Below are 16757 nucleotides of genomic sequence, written 5' to 3'. Positions count from 1 at the left end.
AAACGGATCAAGGCTAAATATTGGCTAGCTTATAGTTTACTGTTGATAGCACTAATTTATCAAAGTAATCCATCTCTAATTCTTAACCCAATTAACGGTTTTGTTACTGGTATAGTATATAAACCTAAACCTCCTAGATTAAATTCACCTTGGCCGTGGAAAGAGAATGCAATGATTCATCCAATTGTTGCCAATATGCCATCCAATATTGAAACAACTATTGAATCTGTTGCTAAATATATTGTTCAACAGGAATCAGACCCATATTTACGAATTAAAGCTATACATGACTATGTTATTAGTCGGGTTACTTATGATTTAGATGTGCTGAAAACGGGAATCCGACCTGCTCAAGATGCTCAAACTGTTTTTTTGACTCACAAAGGGGTTTGCGAGGGCTATGCTAATTTATTTATGGCATTGGGACGAGCTATGGGTGCAGATGTTGTTTATGTCAGAGGGAAAATTCGTCGAGACTTAGCGCCCATAGACTTAATTCCTAAGGTATTTAGACTGCTACATTCTGATTATGATTGGACAAACCATGCTTGGAATGCAGTCAAAATTTTAGATAATTGGCAATTAGTTGATACAACCTGGGATGATGGTGATTCTAGCGAAGTTGGTTCATATAGTGCAGATTATCTCATCCTTCCTCCTCAAGTAATGAGCATGAGTCATTTTCCTCAGCAGTTAAATTGGCAACTTTTACATCGTCGTGAAGACTACAAAACTTTTGAAAACAAGCCAGTTTTGACACCTCAGTTTTTCATGGATGAGTTAATGCTGATTTCACCAACTGAATATCAAACAAATGTTCAAAAAGTCGCTGCAATTAAAATTGCCAGTTCTCCAAATTACCAGAAGAAGATTGTTGCCCTCTTTACTAAAGCACAAAAAGTCGAGTCTTCACTTTGGGACTTACTAGAATCTGGGAATTTGCTAGAAGGTAATCAAGATACCCAACAAAGACTACAAAATATCAAAAAATGCCAGAGTCAATGGAATGCACAAGGGTCAACTGAAATCTCCTGTCAGTTTCCAGAAGCAGGAGATTATGAAGTTTTTGTGTTTAGTCTTGAACAAAAACTTAGCCTCCTGGGCCAACTGAAATTTCATGCTGTACTACGCTAGAAGTCAGAAGTAGCTAAATCTTTTTAATTCAAAAATAACTATGTATGGTATATATAAGACACGGTAATCCTAGCAGGGAACTGTAGATTAGTTGCAGAGGTATAGCGGCAGTGGGTATAGTAGTTGAGAATGTCTCCAAACAATTCGGGAGTTTCAAGGCAGTTGATCAGGTCAGCCTGGAAATTAAGAGTGGTTCGCTAGTTGCATTACTCGGTCCATCGGGATCGGGTAAATCTACGCTACTACGGTTAATTTCAGGTTTAGAAATGCCAGATAGCGGCAAAATCCTGCTTACTGGTAAGGACGCTACATACCAAAGCGTGCAACAGCGCAATATTGGGTTTGTGTTTCAGCACTATGCCCTATTCAAGCATTTGACTGTCAAGCAAAATATTGCCTTTGGCTTAGAAATTCGCAAGGCACAGCCAAAGAAGATTAAGGGAAAGGTCGAACAGTTACTCGAATTGGTGCAATTGACTGGATTAGGCGATCGCTATCCATCACAACTTTCGGGTGGTCAAAGACAACGGGTAGCATTAGCAAGGGCATTGGCAGTAGAACCGGAAGTTTTATTGCTAGATGAACCATTTGGCGCACTTGATGCTAAAGTCCGCAAAGACTTACGGGCATGGTTACGCCGCCTCCATGATGAAGTTCATGTTACCACAGTTTTTGTCACCCACGACCAAGAAGAAGCAATGGAAGTCTCCGATGAAGTTGTGGTCATGAATAAAGGGCGTGTGGAACAGGTGGGGACACCAGCAGAAATTTACGATAATCCTGCCACTGCATTTGTAATGAGCTTCATTGGCCCGGTGAATGTCTTACCCAGCAACTCGAAGATTTTTCAAAGTAGCGGATTTGATGCGCCACACCCACAAGTATTTTTGCGTCCGCAAGATGTGATTTTGGAAAAAGTTGCCAACGGTTCTACTACACCTGCGACAGTCAGCCGATTAGTACATTTGGGTTGGGAAATTCAGGTAGAATTAACTTTCGATGACGGGCAAGTAGTGACGGCGCATTTAACACGCGATCGCTTTAACCAATTAGAGTTAGAACCGAAACAACGCGTGTATGTGAAGCCAAAGGATGCCAAATCCTTCCCCCTGTCTTATTCAATTTAGTTGGCAATGTGCAAGTATTTATGCTCGCTGCTTGAGGTTGCAGCAGAAAAGCGTTGCCAGAATATTTGCCTAATCCACCAGTAGCTAGTACCGCAAGGCGGAAGTCACGCATTCAAAAATCATACATTCACGCCTGCTTTAATTTTGGGCTTTCTGGCTGTAATCAAATGGTAGGTTTATTTCCGCCAAATTGTACTAGTGTAATCGGAGATACCGCTCAGATAGCTGCATCACAGTATACAAAAGCACCAGCACAGTATGATACTGAGGCTGGTGCGCTGGCTTTTCACTGATTTTTGTGAGGATTAATTTAATCCTCTAAACTTCGACTTTCTACATCGCACCGCTTATCTGCCCCTACTAACAAGGAATCAAATTAAACCTAATTCTATAAGTCCCATTGAATCCAATTTGAGTTCGCTGCCCCCCAGCTACATTTGTGGCACGCGCTATCAAAGTTGTGTTTATGCCGAAAACCGAATTCACTGGGTTAGCACACGCGTTTATTGTATCTCCTGTAACAGATACATCTTTCAGCCATCCATTTGAAAAGCCAGACGAGAAGTCTGCGTCTAAATTATTACTAGAATTTAGAATATTTTTCCCTTGAAATACTCCTCTAACCCTTAGGGCAGCACTGCCGCTCTGAGGCACATTTGTAAAACCAGAATACCTAAGGTTAATCGGCTGAACTTTGTAGCCCTTAGGCACATTAAGCCCAATTCTGAGACTGCAAGATTGTGATACAACCTTAGGAGATGCAGCTATAGCTTGAAATCGAGGAAAAGTTACAAACAGAGTATTTCCTGCCAAACTTACTTGGGCATTTCCCGACGGGCAGCCATTTCCCAAAACACTTACTAGAACATTTTGAAACTGAAATCCTTGTGTTTGAGCCTGTGCCTGAGATAAACCGACAATATTTAAACTCAGTAGCGTCAAACTGGAAATAAAAGCACCTAAAACTTTCATATGTTTCATCTCAAATAAGGAGAGCTTATCAGGTTTGTTGTCAATACTATGTCTCAAGACACGGAGTCAAAATTTCTTCAGAACGATTGAAAGAAATATTTCAATAAGTTGGTAAATCAACTTTAGAGAAAACAGCTTTTGTGAAAAATTAAATGCAAAAGTGACTAGGCATTTAAAAAAACTTAACAAGGATTAAAAGCAAACTTGATTTGGAACAATACAGGGCCTATTTCTGTATCGATTTTATCAATTCGGATTTTGGTTTGTTGATTTGCAGGTATATCTCTAGCTCTTGCCGTTAGATTTGTATTGATACCAAAAATCGAATTTACTGGGTTTTGACATGCATTTATTGTGCCTAATACAATACCTACATCTTTACTCCAAGTACCTGAGAAGCCAGGCGCAAACGTTGCGTTTGGATCATCGATAGTTTGAAGTTCTTGACCTTCAAAAAGTATTTTCACGTTCAGGTTAGCACTGCCTCCTGTAGGCACATCTGCAAAGCCAAGATACTTGACGTTAATCGGCTGAACGTTCAATCCAGAAGGTACATTCAGACCTATCCGCAGATTGCAGGATTTTGATACAACCTTAGGAGGTAAAGCTAAAGCTTCAAACTCAGAAAATCTTATTGAAAGAGTATCTCGATTCCAAATTCCCTTTGCTGTTCCGTTTGGGCAACCATTTCCGAAAAGAGTTACTAGAACTTCTTGAAGCTCAAATTCTGGTGTTTGAGCCTGTACGTGAGATAAACCGACAACATTTAAACTCAGTAACGTCAAACTCGAAATCAGACCAGTTAAAACTTTCATCTAATAACTCCGCGAAAATCTGTAATCTCCTATGAATATTACATGGAATGTCAATCTCCTAATATACTTTTAGACCAAAAAACTTTACCTGGCAGACTCTTTGGGTTTTGGTGATTTCTAGCAATCATTAAATGTATGGAATACACTCTGGTTAACAAAGACAGAAATATGATAAAATAATCAATTTATGACTTGGAAATTGTTTACCAGCGTATTTGACTTATCAGAAAATAATTCAGGAGTCAGGACTTAGAATTCAGAATCGAATTCTGTACGAAAAAACAGATAACGCAGAGGTAGCAACTCTACCAGCAGATTAATAAATAAACGGGTTTAAGACCCCTACTAAATCTTCTCCTTTGGAGATGTACTCACTCGCCTTCCATTTAGCGTTCAAGAATATAATGGTGGTATTCAACCCCCACTTTCTTGTTCTGACTCCTGAATTCTTACTTCTGAATTCTTCTTTAATTAAGAATTATCCCTCAAAAGAAGTTTTACAAACATTTTACCATCAACTAAAAATATATTTTACCTATCCAAAGACATATTTTTTGCCAATTGTGATTTCGTTAGATTTATCAGCTACTTTGACTTGACCCAATTATTTATCTAGAGAGAGACTCAAAGATTTCTTCAATTGCTATGAATAAATCTTTCGATAAGTTGTTACAGCTTTACAAACAGCAGGTTTTGGAAAAAATTAAATGCCAAACTAACTATGCATTTAAAAAACCTAACAAGGATTAAATTCAAACTTGATTTGGAACAATCGACGCCCGATTGTTGTGTCGATTGTATCAAATCGGATTTTGGACTTCTTACCGTCTAGGTACATTTGTAGCTCTTGCTATCAGAGTTATAAACCTATTTGACTTCTCAGAAAATAATTCAGGAGTCAGCACTTAGAATTCAGAATTTAGTTCTGTGTAACTGGCAGATAGTCTAGCGTTAGCTACTCTACCACCAGATGAATAGATAGGTTTAATACCCCCACTAAATCTTCTGTTTTAGAGACGGACTGGCGTTTGATTTAGTGTTCAAGAATAAAATATCTGAACCCTCCACTTTCTTGTTCTAACTCCTGAATTCTTACTTCTGAATTCTTCTTCAATTCAGAATTGCCTTCATAATAAACCTTGAAAAATTCAAAATCACAGATAAATATATTTTACCTATGCAAAGACATCTGTTTTGCAAATTGTGATTTCGTTAGATTGAACAGCTACTTTGACTTGACCTAACTATTTATCAAGACAGAGAGTCAAAGATTTATTCAGTTGGTAAACCAGCTTTATAGATAGGGAGTATCTTTTGGGAAAAAAACCTAACAAGGATTAAAATCAAACTTAATTTGGAACAATACAGGACCGATTGTTGTGTCGATTGTATCAATTCGGATTTGGGTTTCTAGACCTTTAGGTTTACTTGGTACATTTGTAGCTCTTGCTATGAGAGTTGAATTGATACCAAAAACCGAACTTACTGGGTTCTTACATGCATTTATTGTGTTTAATGTAATACCTACATCTTTGCTCCAAACATCTGAGAAGCCAGCATTAAACTTTTGGTTTGGATTATCGTTAGTTGGAACTTCTTGACCTTGAAAGAGTATTTTCACGTTCAGGTCAGCACTGCCTTTTGTAGGCACATCTGCAAAGCCAAGATATTTGACGTTAATCGGCTGAACGTTAAATCCAGAAGGTACACTCAGACCGATCCGCAGATTGCAGGATGCTGCTACAACCTGAGAACGTCGAGCTTTAGCTTCAAATGCAGAAAATGTTATTGAAAGGGTATCTCCATTCAAAACTCCCTGTATTTTTCCCTCTGGGCAACCACTTCCCGCAAAACTTACTGGAACATTTTGAAGCTGAAATCCTTGTGTTTGAGCCTGTACCTGAGATAAACCCACAACATTTAAACTCAGTAGCGTCAAGCTGGAAATAATGCCAGTTAAAATTTTCATATTGTTAGACTCCGTGAAAAGGTGTAATTTCCTGTACAAATTAGCTGCAACTTAAAATTCCCTAAGATTCTTCTACACAAAAGAATTTTACCCACCAGCCTCTTTGATGTTTGGGGACTTATAGCAGTCTAGAACTTTTAAAACATCCTCTAAGAGGCATCAGCTTTTGCGAAAAATTAAATGCAGATTATGCACTTAAAAACCTAGCAAGGATTAAAAGCAAACTTGATTTGGAATAATACAGGGCCGATTGTTGTGTCGATTGTATCAATTCGGATTTGGGTTTCTTGATTTGGAGCTACATTTGTAGCTCTTGCCGTCAGATTTGTATTGATACCAAAAACCGAACTTACTGGGTTTTCACATGCATTTATTGTACCTAATACAATACCTACATCTTTGTTCCAAACATCTGAGAAGCCAGAGTTAAACGTTGCGTTTGGTTTATTGATAGTTGGAACTAATTGACCTTGAAATAGTATTTTCACGTTCAGGTTAGCACTGCCTCCTGTAGGCACATCTGCAAAGCCAAGATAGTTGACGCTAATGGGCTGAACGTTCAATCCAGAAGGTACATTCAGACCGATCCGCAAATTGCAGGATGCTGATACAACCTTAGGAGGTGAAGCTAAAGCCTCAAATTGATCAAATGTTATTGAAAGAGTATCTCCATTCAAAATACCCTGTGCTGTTCCCTTTGGGCAACCATTTCCGAAAAGAGTTACTGGAACATTTTGAAACTCAAATCCTGTTGTTTGAGCCTGTACCTGAGATAAACCCACAACATTTAAACTCAGTAGCGTCAAGCTGGAAATAATGCCAGTTAAAATTTTCATATTGTTAGACTCCGCGAAAAGGTGTAATTTCCTGTACAAATTAGCTGCAACTTAAAATTCCCTAAGATTCTTCTACACAAAAGAATTTTACCCACCAGCCTCTTTGGGGTTTGGGGACGGAAGTTCTTAATTGTCTGCAATACGCTCTGGTTAAAGCAGACAGAAATAGGATAATAAATTTCTGGCTTTTAAACTATTTATCAGCGTATTTCATTTATTTAAGAATTGCCATTTGTTGCCAATACTTTTTTTAAAAACAGAGTGCCAAAGATTTCTTCAGAGCGATTGCAAGAAATCTTTGGATAACTTTTCGTAAAGCAGCTTTAGAGGATGTTTTAAAACGGTATTTTGCTTTCATGATAAAGCAAAGTAAATTATCTCAGTGCATAGCTGAAACCTTATTTTTTGTCGCAGTTGACCTGAGCGAGAACGTAAAAACATACTTTCTGGGACTTTTAAAACATCCTCAAAGAGGCATCAGCTTTTGCGAAAAAGAAAAATTAAATGCAAAACTGACTATGCATTCAAAAAACCTAACAAGGATTAAAAGCAAACTTGATTTGGAACAATACAGGGCCGATTGTTGTGTCTATTGTATCAAGTCGGATTTGGGTTTCTTGATTTACAGGTATATTTGTAGCTCTTGCTGTCAGATTTGTATTGATACCAAAAATCGAATTCACTGGATTCTTACATGCATTTATTGTGCCTAATGTAATACCTACATTTTTGTTCCAAACATCTGAGAAGCCAGGGTTAAACGTTGCGTTTGGATTATTGTTAGTTGGAACTATTTGACCTTGAAAAAGTATTCTAACATTCAAGTTAGCACTGCCTCCTGTAGGCACATCTGCAAAGCCAAGATAGTTGACGTTAATGGGCTGAACGTTCAATCCAGAAGGTACATTCAGACCGATCCGCAGATTACAAGATTTTGATACAACTTTAGGAGGTGCAGCTAAAGCTTCAAATTCAGAAAATGTTACTGAAAGAGTATCTCCAACCAAAATTCCCTCTGCTGTTCCCTTTGGACAACCATTTCCGAAAAGAGTTACTGGAACTTTTTGAAACGTAAATCCTTTTGTTAGAGCTTGTGCCTGAGATAAACCGACAAGATTTAAACTCAGTAGCGTCAGACTGGAAATAATGCCAGTTAAAATTTTCATAGTTTTCGACTCCGCAAAAAGGTGTAATTTCCTGTGGACATTAGCTGCAACTTAAAATTCCTAAGATACTTCTACACAAAGATATCTTACCCAGCAGCATGTTTGGGGTTGGGGACTTTTACTAGTTCTTAAATGTGTGCAATACGCTCTGTTAAGACAGACAGAAACAGGATAAAACAATTAATTTCCTAGTCAGAAATTAATTATTTATCAGCGTATTTCACTTATCAGACAAGAATTCAGGAGTTAAAATTGGGAATTTAGAATTTAATTCTGTAAAACTGGCGGTAGCTAGTTTACGAGCGGATGAATAAATGGCTTTAATAGAGCGACTAAATAGAACGCAAGTGCGTCTTCAAAGGAGAAGATTTAGTAATCAATCACAGATAGGCGAGTCTCAATCGCCCACTAATTGATTTTGACTCCTGAATTCTGACTTCTAAATTTTTATATTGAGAATTGCTTTTACAACTAGTCTCGAAAAAATAGTAATTTATATGAGAAATATTTTATATCTATCTAAAGGCATAGATCATGTAAATTTTAACAAATTATTACGGGAAAGCACGTAGATACGTAGCGGTGAGACAGCCCTCTTGGTAGGGTTTCGCTTGGTAAATTAATCTTTTAAAATCTGGATTTCATCAAGTTGATTAATCACCACATCTGCACCTCGGACGTTATCCGACTTATCCACCCAAGTGATACCAATACAACCTGCGGCTTTAGCATCACGCGCCATTTGCATGTCACCAACGGAATCACCTACCATCAATGTAGTGCCTGGTTGGACTCCCAAACCTTGGCAAGCTTGCAAAAATAGCACTGGATCTGGTTTAGTCGGCCCTCCATCTACTCCCATTTCCAACTGGATGTAATCACTTAATTGGTGATTCTCTACAAACTTATGTACTTCATCACTTGTTGCAGCTGAGAGGATACCGAGTTTCAAACCAGTTTTCCGTAGGTATTTCAACAAGTCTAAGCTACCCACAAACAGAGGTGAAGGAGTTTTTTCAATGTATTTTTCCGCTTCATCCAAAGCTTGACGGGCTATTTTTAAGGACTCAAACCATCCTTTTCCTGTTTCGGCAATATATGCCGCAGCCGCAACTTCTGTTTCACGGCGACTCGCTACTGATATTAACCCGGCGGGATCTAGAATATTCCCATCGATGCCAAACGCCATTAATAGGGGTTCCCCAATACCGGGAACTTGAGCGTCTATCAACCTGGCTGCTCTTTGTGCGAGCGATCGCAAATAGGTTTCTGAATCTTCTAGAGTACCGTTTTTGTCAAACAAAATTGCCTGGATATTATCAAAAGTGATGTTTCTACATTTAATAGTTGCCACAATATTTCATTCCATTTATTTAGTTAAAAGTGAAAAGTTATGAGTTTTTATCCTTATATTAACTCCTTACGGTTAGCAATTCTCCACATAAAAAAAGAGGGGGTTCCCTCTTTTTTGTATGATTTAATACTCTTACTTAAAAATAAGTAAAACTATAAATGTATTATTCTTCAATAGCTGGTGGAATATCTTCTTCTGTTTCCGTCGCTGGTGGAATATCTTCTTCAAGTTCCGCTGCTGGTGGAATATCTTCTTCAAGTTCCGCTGCTGGTGGAATATCTTCTTCAAGTTCCGCTGCTGGTGGAATATCTTCTTCAAGTTCCGCTGCTGGTGGAATATCTTCTTCAAGTTCCTCTGCTGGTGGAATATCTTCTTCAAGTTCCGCAGATGCAGCCGCAGCAGCAGTAGCACCTTGTTGCTTGGCTAACAGCTGTTCACGATATTTAGCAGCCATTTCTTCTGCCTTATCGTAAACCAAATCCCGGTTTTTAATCATGTCGCCAGGTTCGGGTTCTAGCTGCTTGGTAGATAGGGAAATCCGACCCCTTTCTGCATCCAAGTCAATGATCATAACTTTTACTTCATCATTGACATTGAACACGCTATGAGGTGTGTCAATATGTTCGTGGGAAATCTCAGAAATGTGGAGTAGACCACTGACGCCGCCGATGTCGATGAAAGCACCGTAGGGTTTGATGCCACGAACAGTACCAATTACTACTTCGCCGACTTCTAGGCGGTTCATTTTACGTTCAACCAGCGCCCGACGGTGAGATAGAACTAAGCGGTTACGTTCTTCGTCCACCTCTAGGAATTTCAATGGCAAATCTTCGCCTACCAATTCTTCTTTAGGTTTGCGGGTACTGATATGGGAACCGGGGATAAAGCCGCGTAATCCCTCAATCCGTACCAATGCTCCACCGCGATTGGTTGCAAATACGCCAGAACGGACAGTAGCATCTTCTGCTTGCAGCTGTCGCACGCGCTCCCAAGCCCGCATATACTCAATCCGGCGAATTGAAAGGGTTAATTGACCATCTTCGTTTTCATCGGTGAGGATGAAAAATTCCCGTGTTTCATTTGACTGTAAGACTTCTTCCGGGCTATCTACCCGGTTAATAGACATTTCTTGTATAGGAATATATGCTGCGGTTTTAGCACCAATGTCAATCAGAGCGCCGCGCGGCTCTATACTGAAAACTGTTCCTGGGACAACATCACCAGGGCTAAAATGATAATCGTATTTGTCAAGTAGAGCAGCGAAATCTTCGTGAGTGAATCCAATTTCTGTAGCGGTTAAATTCTGATTGACCATGCTTATTTGTTCCTGGTTCTAGTCTCCGTAAAGGTTGTGCGACAAGCGCGATGTGTTATGCAAAAACTTTTATGGCAGCTTACATTAACATCCATTTTCATCCTAGCGCAGAAAAGCTAGTATTAACACATATTTACTCCAAGATTGGAAATTATATCACAACAATTAGTCATTGGTCATTTGTTATTAGTAAATAGTGAGAAATGAGACAAAGGACACACAAAATAATATCCGTTGCTACGATACTTAGTAGCAACGGATATTAAGATTCAATCTGCTTAAAGGTCTGGTATATAGGATCTACTTATCTTTTGGTTTCTCAAAGCGAGGGGGTTCCCGAAATGCGATCGCAAAAAATAGAGTACCTATACACAGAGTAAAAATCAAGATGTACGCAACGCTTTCCATATTACGATTTCCTGCCTATGCAGCTAGTAATGAGGGATTAGGGATTGGGTACTGGGTATTAGGGATTGGGCATTGAAAAGAGGCAGAGGGGAGGAGTGCGGGGGGCAGAGGGGAGAACTCCTTGCTCCCTGCTCCCTTGCTTCTTTTCCAGTCCCCAGTCCCCAGTCCCCAGTCCCCAGTCCTCAGTATTTTAAAGGGCTTCTTTCCGGCGGGTTGACTTGTCACCCACTTTCTGGAATAGACCCCACTCAACTTGTTCTTCTAGATCGGCATCAACACCAGCAAATACGTCTCGGTAGATTGTCCGAGAGCCATGCCAGAGGTGACCAAAGAAGAACAATAGAGCAAATACTGCATGTCCAAAGGTAAACCAACCTCTAGGACTGGTGCGGAATACACCATCAGAGTTCAAGGTTTCTCGGTCAAATTCAAAGATTTCACCGCCTTGAGCTTTCCGGGCATACTTCTTCACATCAGCTGGTTCTGTAAAGGTCTTACCATTCAGATCGCCACCATAGAAGCTGACGGTGACACCAGATTGCTCGAAGCTATACTTAGATTCTGCCCGACGGAAGGGAATGTCAGCGCGGACAATTCCATCTGCATCGGTCAAAATCACTGGGAAGGTTTCAAAGAAGTTGGGGAGACGACGCACGGTCAATTCCCGTCCTTCAGAATCTTTGAATACGGCGTGACCTTGCCAAGATTGGGCAATGCCATCACCCTTAACCATCGGCCCTGTACGGAATAGACCGCCTTTAGCGGGGCTATTACCGACGTAATCATAGAAAGCCAGCTTTTCGGGAATCTGCGCCCAAGCTTGTTCAAGGGTTGCACCTTGGGCAACACTTGTTTGGACGCGCTGCTGAATTTCTTGACGGAAGTAGCCTTGATCCCATTGATAGCGGGTTGGGCCAAACAATTCGATGGGAGTGGCGGCGTTACCGTACCACATAGTACCTGCAACAACGAAAGCAGCAAAGAAAACTGCTGCAATACTGCTAGAAAGTACTGTTTCAATGTTCCCCATCCGTAGGGCTTTGTAGAGCCGTTCGGGGGGTCTAACTGTGAGGTGGAATAAGCCTGCAATAATACCAACAACACCAGCAGCAATGTGGTGAGCCGCAATGCCACCAGGGTTATATGGGTTAAAACCATCTGGGCCCCATTCCGGCGCTACTGCCTGGGCAGCCCCAGTTACACCATAAGCGTCAGAAACCCATATCCCCGGCCCAAATAGTCCGGTGACGTGAAAAGCACCAAAGCCAAAACAAAGTAGACCAGATAAGAACAGGTGAATGCCAAACATTTTTGGCAAGTCGAGAGCCGGTTCACCAGTGCGGGGATCTCTAAAGAGTTCCAAATCCCAATAAACCCAGTGCCAAACGGCAGCTAGGAACAAAAGACCAGAAAGAACAATGTGAGCCGCAGCAACGCCTTCAAATGACCAGAAGCCAGGATCAATTGATGGGCCACCAGTAACGTTCCAACCACCCCAAGATTGGGTGACACCCAAACGTGACATGAAGGGGAGAACGAACATCCCTTGACGCCACATGGGATTGAGAACCGGATCGCTAGGGTCAAAAACAGCTAGTTCGTAGAGTGCCATCGAACCAGCCCAGCCTGCTACTAAGGCTGTGTGCATTAGGTGTACAGAAATTAGCCGTCCTGGATCATTCAGAACGACTGTATGTACTCGGTACCAGGGTAGTCCCATCGACTACGCTCCTCCTCGATGAGTTAGTTTACAAAGCAATTTTCTTACTGAGATTCTGAGAAACGAAACTCGCTACTCAGAAAACTCTCTCTTGTTTTTTGTTATTGCCAGAGCCAGAGCCTTACCACAGCTTAGTCTTATAAGTTAGACAGGCGTGGGTACTTTGGCAATGCTTACTCGCTTCCTTGAGGTTTACCTTGTAGGGTAGCCATCACTAAGCAAAAATGAGAATGTTTTAAAAAGTGTAACTATTGATGGAATTGTTTGCAAGCGTGTAAATTGATGCGATCGCGTAGCATGTCCAAGTTTTTTCGCTACCAATCGCTGTCGGGGATTAAATTTGCTTTCTTTATCAGGGGAGTGGGGAATGAGGGAGATGAGGGGGATGGGGGACAAGAATTAATAACCAATGCCCAATACTTCGACTTCGCTCAGTACAAGTGGTCAATGCCCCACTATCTACTGAACCACCAATTGGATGTTTTGCAGCTGACATTTCGTCTCAGCCGTACCCAGGCGTTCAATTACCTGTTCGGCGCTCATCAGACGCTTGAGTACTACTTGGCCTATGGTCTGACTGGCAATTACTGGTGTTGTTGGCTTCACTTCCACGGTTAAAACGGCTTCTTCAACTCGATAAAGCCATAGCAATTCGTTTTCTTCAACTAAACAAATATTCATTCGCTGAATATCTGGTTGGCGTCGCCATGCGGTTATTTGCCAGAGTCCATCAGATGCCCAGACTCTAGCAACTGCCCATCCTTCAGATAGAAAGAAATATTTCACGCTTTTACTCTCACTATTAGACTTTCAATCTGCTGTTTAGGATATCGTATATTATTTGTTAATAATGTATAAATAATGATATTTTAACTTAAAGTTATTTAAATTATTATTGCCCACGTCTTATTAATAGGAAAAAGACTGATTTATCTCATTTAACTCAGTACAATAAATAACAAAATCATGATATCTGATTTAAAACTACGAATTTTATTTGAGTACCAAGTTCACTAAGGAATATTTATGTATACTATGGTTAGCAAATGCTCAACATAATTGTATGAATATTTCAGGTAATTATGAACAAACCTATAAATTCACCATTTAGATATCCTGGCGGCAAATTTTATGCTCGTAATTTGATTCTTAATTATATTCCTTCTCACTCCTCTTATGCTGAACCTTTTGCTGGGGGTGGGTCGATCTTTTTTGTAAAAGATAAAGTAAATATTAATTGGCTCAATGATATTGATGAATTATTAATAAATACCTTATTAATAATTCGAGATAAACCCGAAGACTTAATAAAGTTTTTAGAAGCTGAATCTGCGACTAAACAAAGACATACATATTACAAAAACGAATTTATAGCACAAAATAAATTAGAACAAGCTGGTAGATGGTTTTACCTCAACAGAACCTCCTACTCTGGGATCATGAAGCATCAGAACTGTTATTGGGGATATGGTGAAAAATACAGTATGCGTCCAGAGAATTGGCCTAGAAATATACGGCGAACTTCTGAGAAACTTCAAAACGTTAAAATCACTAATCTCGACTTTGAAGAAGTTATAGAATCTGTACCTGATGGATCTTTCTTATTTCTTGATCCTCCTTATTTCAATGCAAATCAAGATAAATTTTATGTTCATTCATTTTGTAAAGACGATCATTTTAGGCTATGCCAAATATTAAACAGACATAAGGAGAGGATAAAATTTCTTATAACTTACGATAATAGCGAAGAAATTAGAAATCTATATGAATGGGCGTTGGAAATACACGACAAAGAATGGAATTACAGAATTAATAGAACCGACGACCAAAAAAATGGAAAAAGTAAACAAGATAACTTTAAAGGCGAACGATATAAGGGGAAAGAAATTTTTATATTAAACTACTCTTCTCTAGACTCTACTTTTCAAAGTTTTCAAAAGTAGAGTCTAACAGTTTGAATGATTCTATAGAAATAATTAATGTAAATTTAAAGTTTTAGAGTATCTAGACTCTATAAAAAGTGCGTAAAGTAGTAACTAATTGTAAAACTTGCTATAAAACTAACGAATATATAGTAAAATTACTCACCGCTAATTACATAAAATTTAACTGTATGACCTGGTTTTCCTTGTCCGTAAAACGGTGGGGTCGGATTACACAATTCCTATCTTTGTTCTGTCTATGTTTATTTTTAGTTGTTAGTTGCGCTCCTCGTCCACAGGTAACTACGATACCATCGGGTTCTGTGAATAGTCCTACAGGTGATGGCCGGATTACTATAGGTACAACAGCAAAACCAAGAACCCTTGATCCGGCTGATGCTTATGAGTTAGCATCTTTAGGTTTGGTGTTTAATATGAGCGATCGCCTCTACACCTACGAACCAGGAAGCACGGAAATTAAGCCGCAGCTAGCTACAGCATTACCTAAAGTCACTCAAGATGGTTTAACTTATACCATTCCCTTACGTCAGCGAGTAGTTTTTCACGATGGGACTCCCTTTAATGCTCAAGCAATGGCTTTTACCATCCAGCGTTTTATTCAAAATAAAGGTAAACCCTCATTTTTACTAGCTGATGTAGTAGATTCGGTAAAAACTACAGGTGAGTATGAGTTAACTATTAAATTGAAAAAGCCCTTTGCAGCGTTTCCTTCATTGTTGGCGTTTCCTGGAGTGTGTGCGGTTTCACCAAAAGCTTACGAACTGGGTGCTGGTAAATTTAAGCCGAATATTTTTGTCGGAACTGGCCCTTACAAGTTAGCGCAGTATGGTACTGATTCAATCAGATTTGATGCGTTTGATAAGTATTGGGGAGAAAAACCCGCTAACAAGGGTGTTAACCTGCAAATTCAAACAAGTCCGGTTAATTTGTTTAATGCTTTCCGTACTGGTGCAGTGGATGTAGCTTATCTATCGCTACAGCCAGATCAAAATCGGAGCTTAGAAGAAGGTGGTAAAAAAGGGGATTGGCAAGCGATCGCAGCTGAAGGTAGTGTAGTAAGTTATCTGGTATTAAACCGGAATCAAAAGCCTTTAGATAAATTAGAGGTAAGACAAGCGATCGCGTCAATAATTGACCGTCCCCTGTTAAATGAGCGGGCGTTACTTGGTCAAGCAGATCCCCTTTATAGCATGATTCCCACAACGTTTAAAGTTTCTGTACCATTATTTAAAGAAAAATATGGTGATGCTAACTTTGATCAAGCTAAAAAATTGTTAACTACTGCTGGTTTTTCTAAAGAGAATCCGGCAAAAGTACAAATTTGGTATCCTTCTAGTTCACCTACTCGTAGTTTGGCAGCACAAACCCTCAAATCTCTTGTGGATGCGAAAATGGATGGAATACTGCAATTTGAAGTCACCCCCGCCGAAGGGCCAGCCTTCTTTAAAGACATTTCTAAAGGTTTATATCCAGGAGCTTTACTTGATTGGTATCCAGATTTTTTAGACCCAGATAATTACGTCCAGCCGTTTTTAGGTTGTGATAAAGGTTCAGTTGCTAAAGGATGCGAAGATGGAGGTAGTCAAGCTCAGGGTTCGTTTTACTATAGCGAAGCCATGAATAAACTGATTGATCAGCAACGCAAAGAACTAAATCCCGAAGCGCGTCAGAAAATTTTTACAGAAATTCAAACGCAAGTAGCTACAGATGTACCTTATGTTCCTTTATGGCAAAGCAAAGACTATGTATTTGCCCAAAAAGGTGTTAGTAGTGTACAACTTAACCCTACCCAAATTCTGGTTTACCAGACAATTAAAAAGTAGTTAAAAAGTCAAAGGGACAAGAAATTACTCTTTAACCTCTTACCTCTGTGTTCTCTGCGCCTCTGTGGTTGATTTAATTAATTTTTAACCGCAGAGACGCAGAGAGCGCAGAGAGAATAAAGAAATTTTACAAGTCACTTTGAAAGGGTTATGTCCAATATTTTTTATTTTGACT

15 protein-coding genes are annotated in these 16757 nt (G+C 39.7%); 5 read left to right on the top strand and 10 right to left on the bottom strand.

All coding sequences use genetic code 11. The annotated features are described in order from the left end of the window. Positions 1-171: 171 nt before the first annotated feature. The 3 genes from V7K32_RS22475 to V7K32_RS22465 all read left to right on the top strand — a co-directional run bounded on the left by V7K32_RS22475 (position 172) and on the right by V7K32_RS22465 (position 2554). Positions 172-1134 (top strand): transglutaminase domain-containing protein, encoded by a 963-nt coding sequence (locus tag V7K32_RS22475; RefSeq protein WP_334996075.1) that lies wholly within the window; start codon positions 172-174, stop codon positions 1132-1134. A gap of 110 nt (positions 1135-1244) precedes the next feature. After that, entirely contained in the window at positions 1245-2261 is a 1017-nt protein-coding gene (locus tag V7K32_RS22470) for a sulfate/molybdate ABC transporter ATP-binding protein (RefSeq protein WP_334996073.1), read from the top strand. A 53-nt stretch (positions 2262-2314) separates the two neighbouring features. Then, a complete protein-coding gene (locus tag V7K32_RS22465; protein ID WP_334996071.1) occupies positions 2315-2554 on the top strand; it encodes a hypothetical protein in 240 nt (79 codons plus the stop codon). 67 nt (positions 2555-2621) lie between these two features. On the opposite strand, the gene V7K32_RS22460 is transcribed toward V7K32_RS22465, so the two are convergent. The 10 genes from V7K32_RS22460 to V7K32_RS22415 form a co-directional block, all read right to left on the bottom strand. Continuing rightward, the gene (locus V7K32_RS22460; protein WP_334996069.1) at positions 2622-3233 is read right to left on the bottom strand and encodes a DUF4360 domain-containing protein; all 612 of its coding nucleotides are present in this window, start codon (positions 3231-3233) and stop codon (positions 2622-2624) included. Between the two features lie 182 nt (positions 3234-3415). Further along, positions 3416-4048, bottom strand: coding sequence for a DUF4360 domain-containing protein (locus V7K32_RS22455; RefSeq protein WP_334996067.1), 633 nt, complete (start codon positions 4046-4048; stop codon positions 3416-3418). Positions 4049-5375: 1327 nt separating this feature from the next. Beyond that, positions 5376-6017 carry a DUF4360 domain-containing protein gene (locus V7K32_RS22450; RefSeq protein WP_334996065.1) on the bottom strand — a complete coding sequence of 214 codons (642 nt, stop codon included), beginning with the start codon at positions 6015-6017 and terminating at the stop codon, positions 5376-5378. 203 nt (positions 6018-6220) lie between these two features. Beyond that, complete coding sequence (locus V7K32_RS22445) at positions 6221-6853, bottom strand: DUF4360 domain-containing protein (protein ID WP_334996063.1); 633 nt, start codon at positions 6851-6853, stop codon at positions 6221-6223. A gap of 533 nt (positions 6854-7386) precedes the next feature. Beyond that, on the bottom strand, positions 7387-8019 hold the full coding sequence (locus tag V7K32_RS22440) for a DUF4360 domain-containing protein (RefSeq protein WP_334996060.1): 633 nt from the start codon (positions 8017-8019) through the stop codon (positions 7387-7389). A 619-nt stretch (positions 8020-8638) separates the two neighbouring features. Beyond that, entirely contained in the window at positions 8639-9373 is a 735-nt protein-coding gene (locus tag V7K32_RS22435; RefSeq protein ID WP_334996058.1) for an HAD family hydrolase, read from the bottom strand. A gap of 163 nt (positions 9374-9536) precedes the next feature. Next, positions 9537-10688, bottom strand: coding sequence for a 30S ribosomal protein S1 (locus tag V7K32_RS22430; protein WP_334996057.1), 1152 nt, complete (start codon positions 10686-10688; stop codon positions 9537-9539). A 300-nt stretch (positions 10689-10988) separates the two neighbouring features. Next, entirely contained in the window at positions 10989-11096 is a 108-nt protein-coding gene (locus V7K32_RS22425; RefSeq protein ID WP_084227385.1) for a photosystem II reaction center protein T, read from the bottom strand. Between the two features lie 190 nt (positions 11097-11286). Continuing rightward, positions 11287-12816 carry a photosystem II chlorophyll-binding protein CP47 gene (psbB, locus tag V7K32_RS22420; protein WP_334996056.1) on the bottom strand — a complete coding sequence of 510 codons (1530 nt, stop codon included), beginning with the start codon at positions 12814-12816 and terminating at the stop codon, positions 11287-11289. 459 nt (positions 12817-13275) lie between these two features. Beyond that, a complete protein-coding gene (locus V7K32_RS22415; RefSeq protein WP_334996055.1) occupies positions 13276-13602 on the bottom strand; it encodes a hypothetical protein in 327 nt (108 codons plus the stop codon). 296 nt (positions 13603-13898) lie between these two features. On the opposite strand from V7K32_RS22415, the gene V7K32_RS22410 reads away from it, so the two are divergent. Together V7K32_RS22410 and V7K32_RS22405 are read left to right on the top strand one after the other, a co-directional pair. Next, on the top strand, positions 13899-14759 hold the full coding sequence (locus tag V7K32_RS22410; RefSeq protein ID WP_334996053.1) for a DNA adenine methylase: 861 nt from the start codon (positions 13899-13901) through the stop codon (positions 14757-14759). Positions 14760-14929: 170 nt separating this feature from the next. Further along, entirely contained in the window at positions 14930-16582 is a 1653-nt protein-coding gene (locus V7K32_RS22405) for an ABC transporter substrate-binding protein (RefSeq protein ID WP_334996051.1), read from the top strand. The last annotated feature ends 175 nt before the right edge of the window (positions 16583-16757 follow it).

Source organism: Nostoc sp., from assembly GCF_036917635.1.
GTDB lineage: Bacteria > Cyanobacteriota > Cyanobacteriia > Cyanobacteriales > Nostocaceae > Nostoc.
This window is presented reverse-complemented; position numbering and strand designations above follow the sequence as displayed.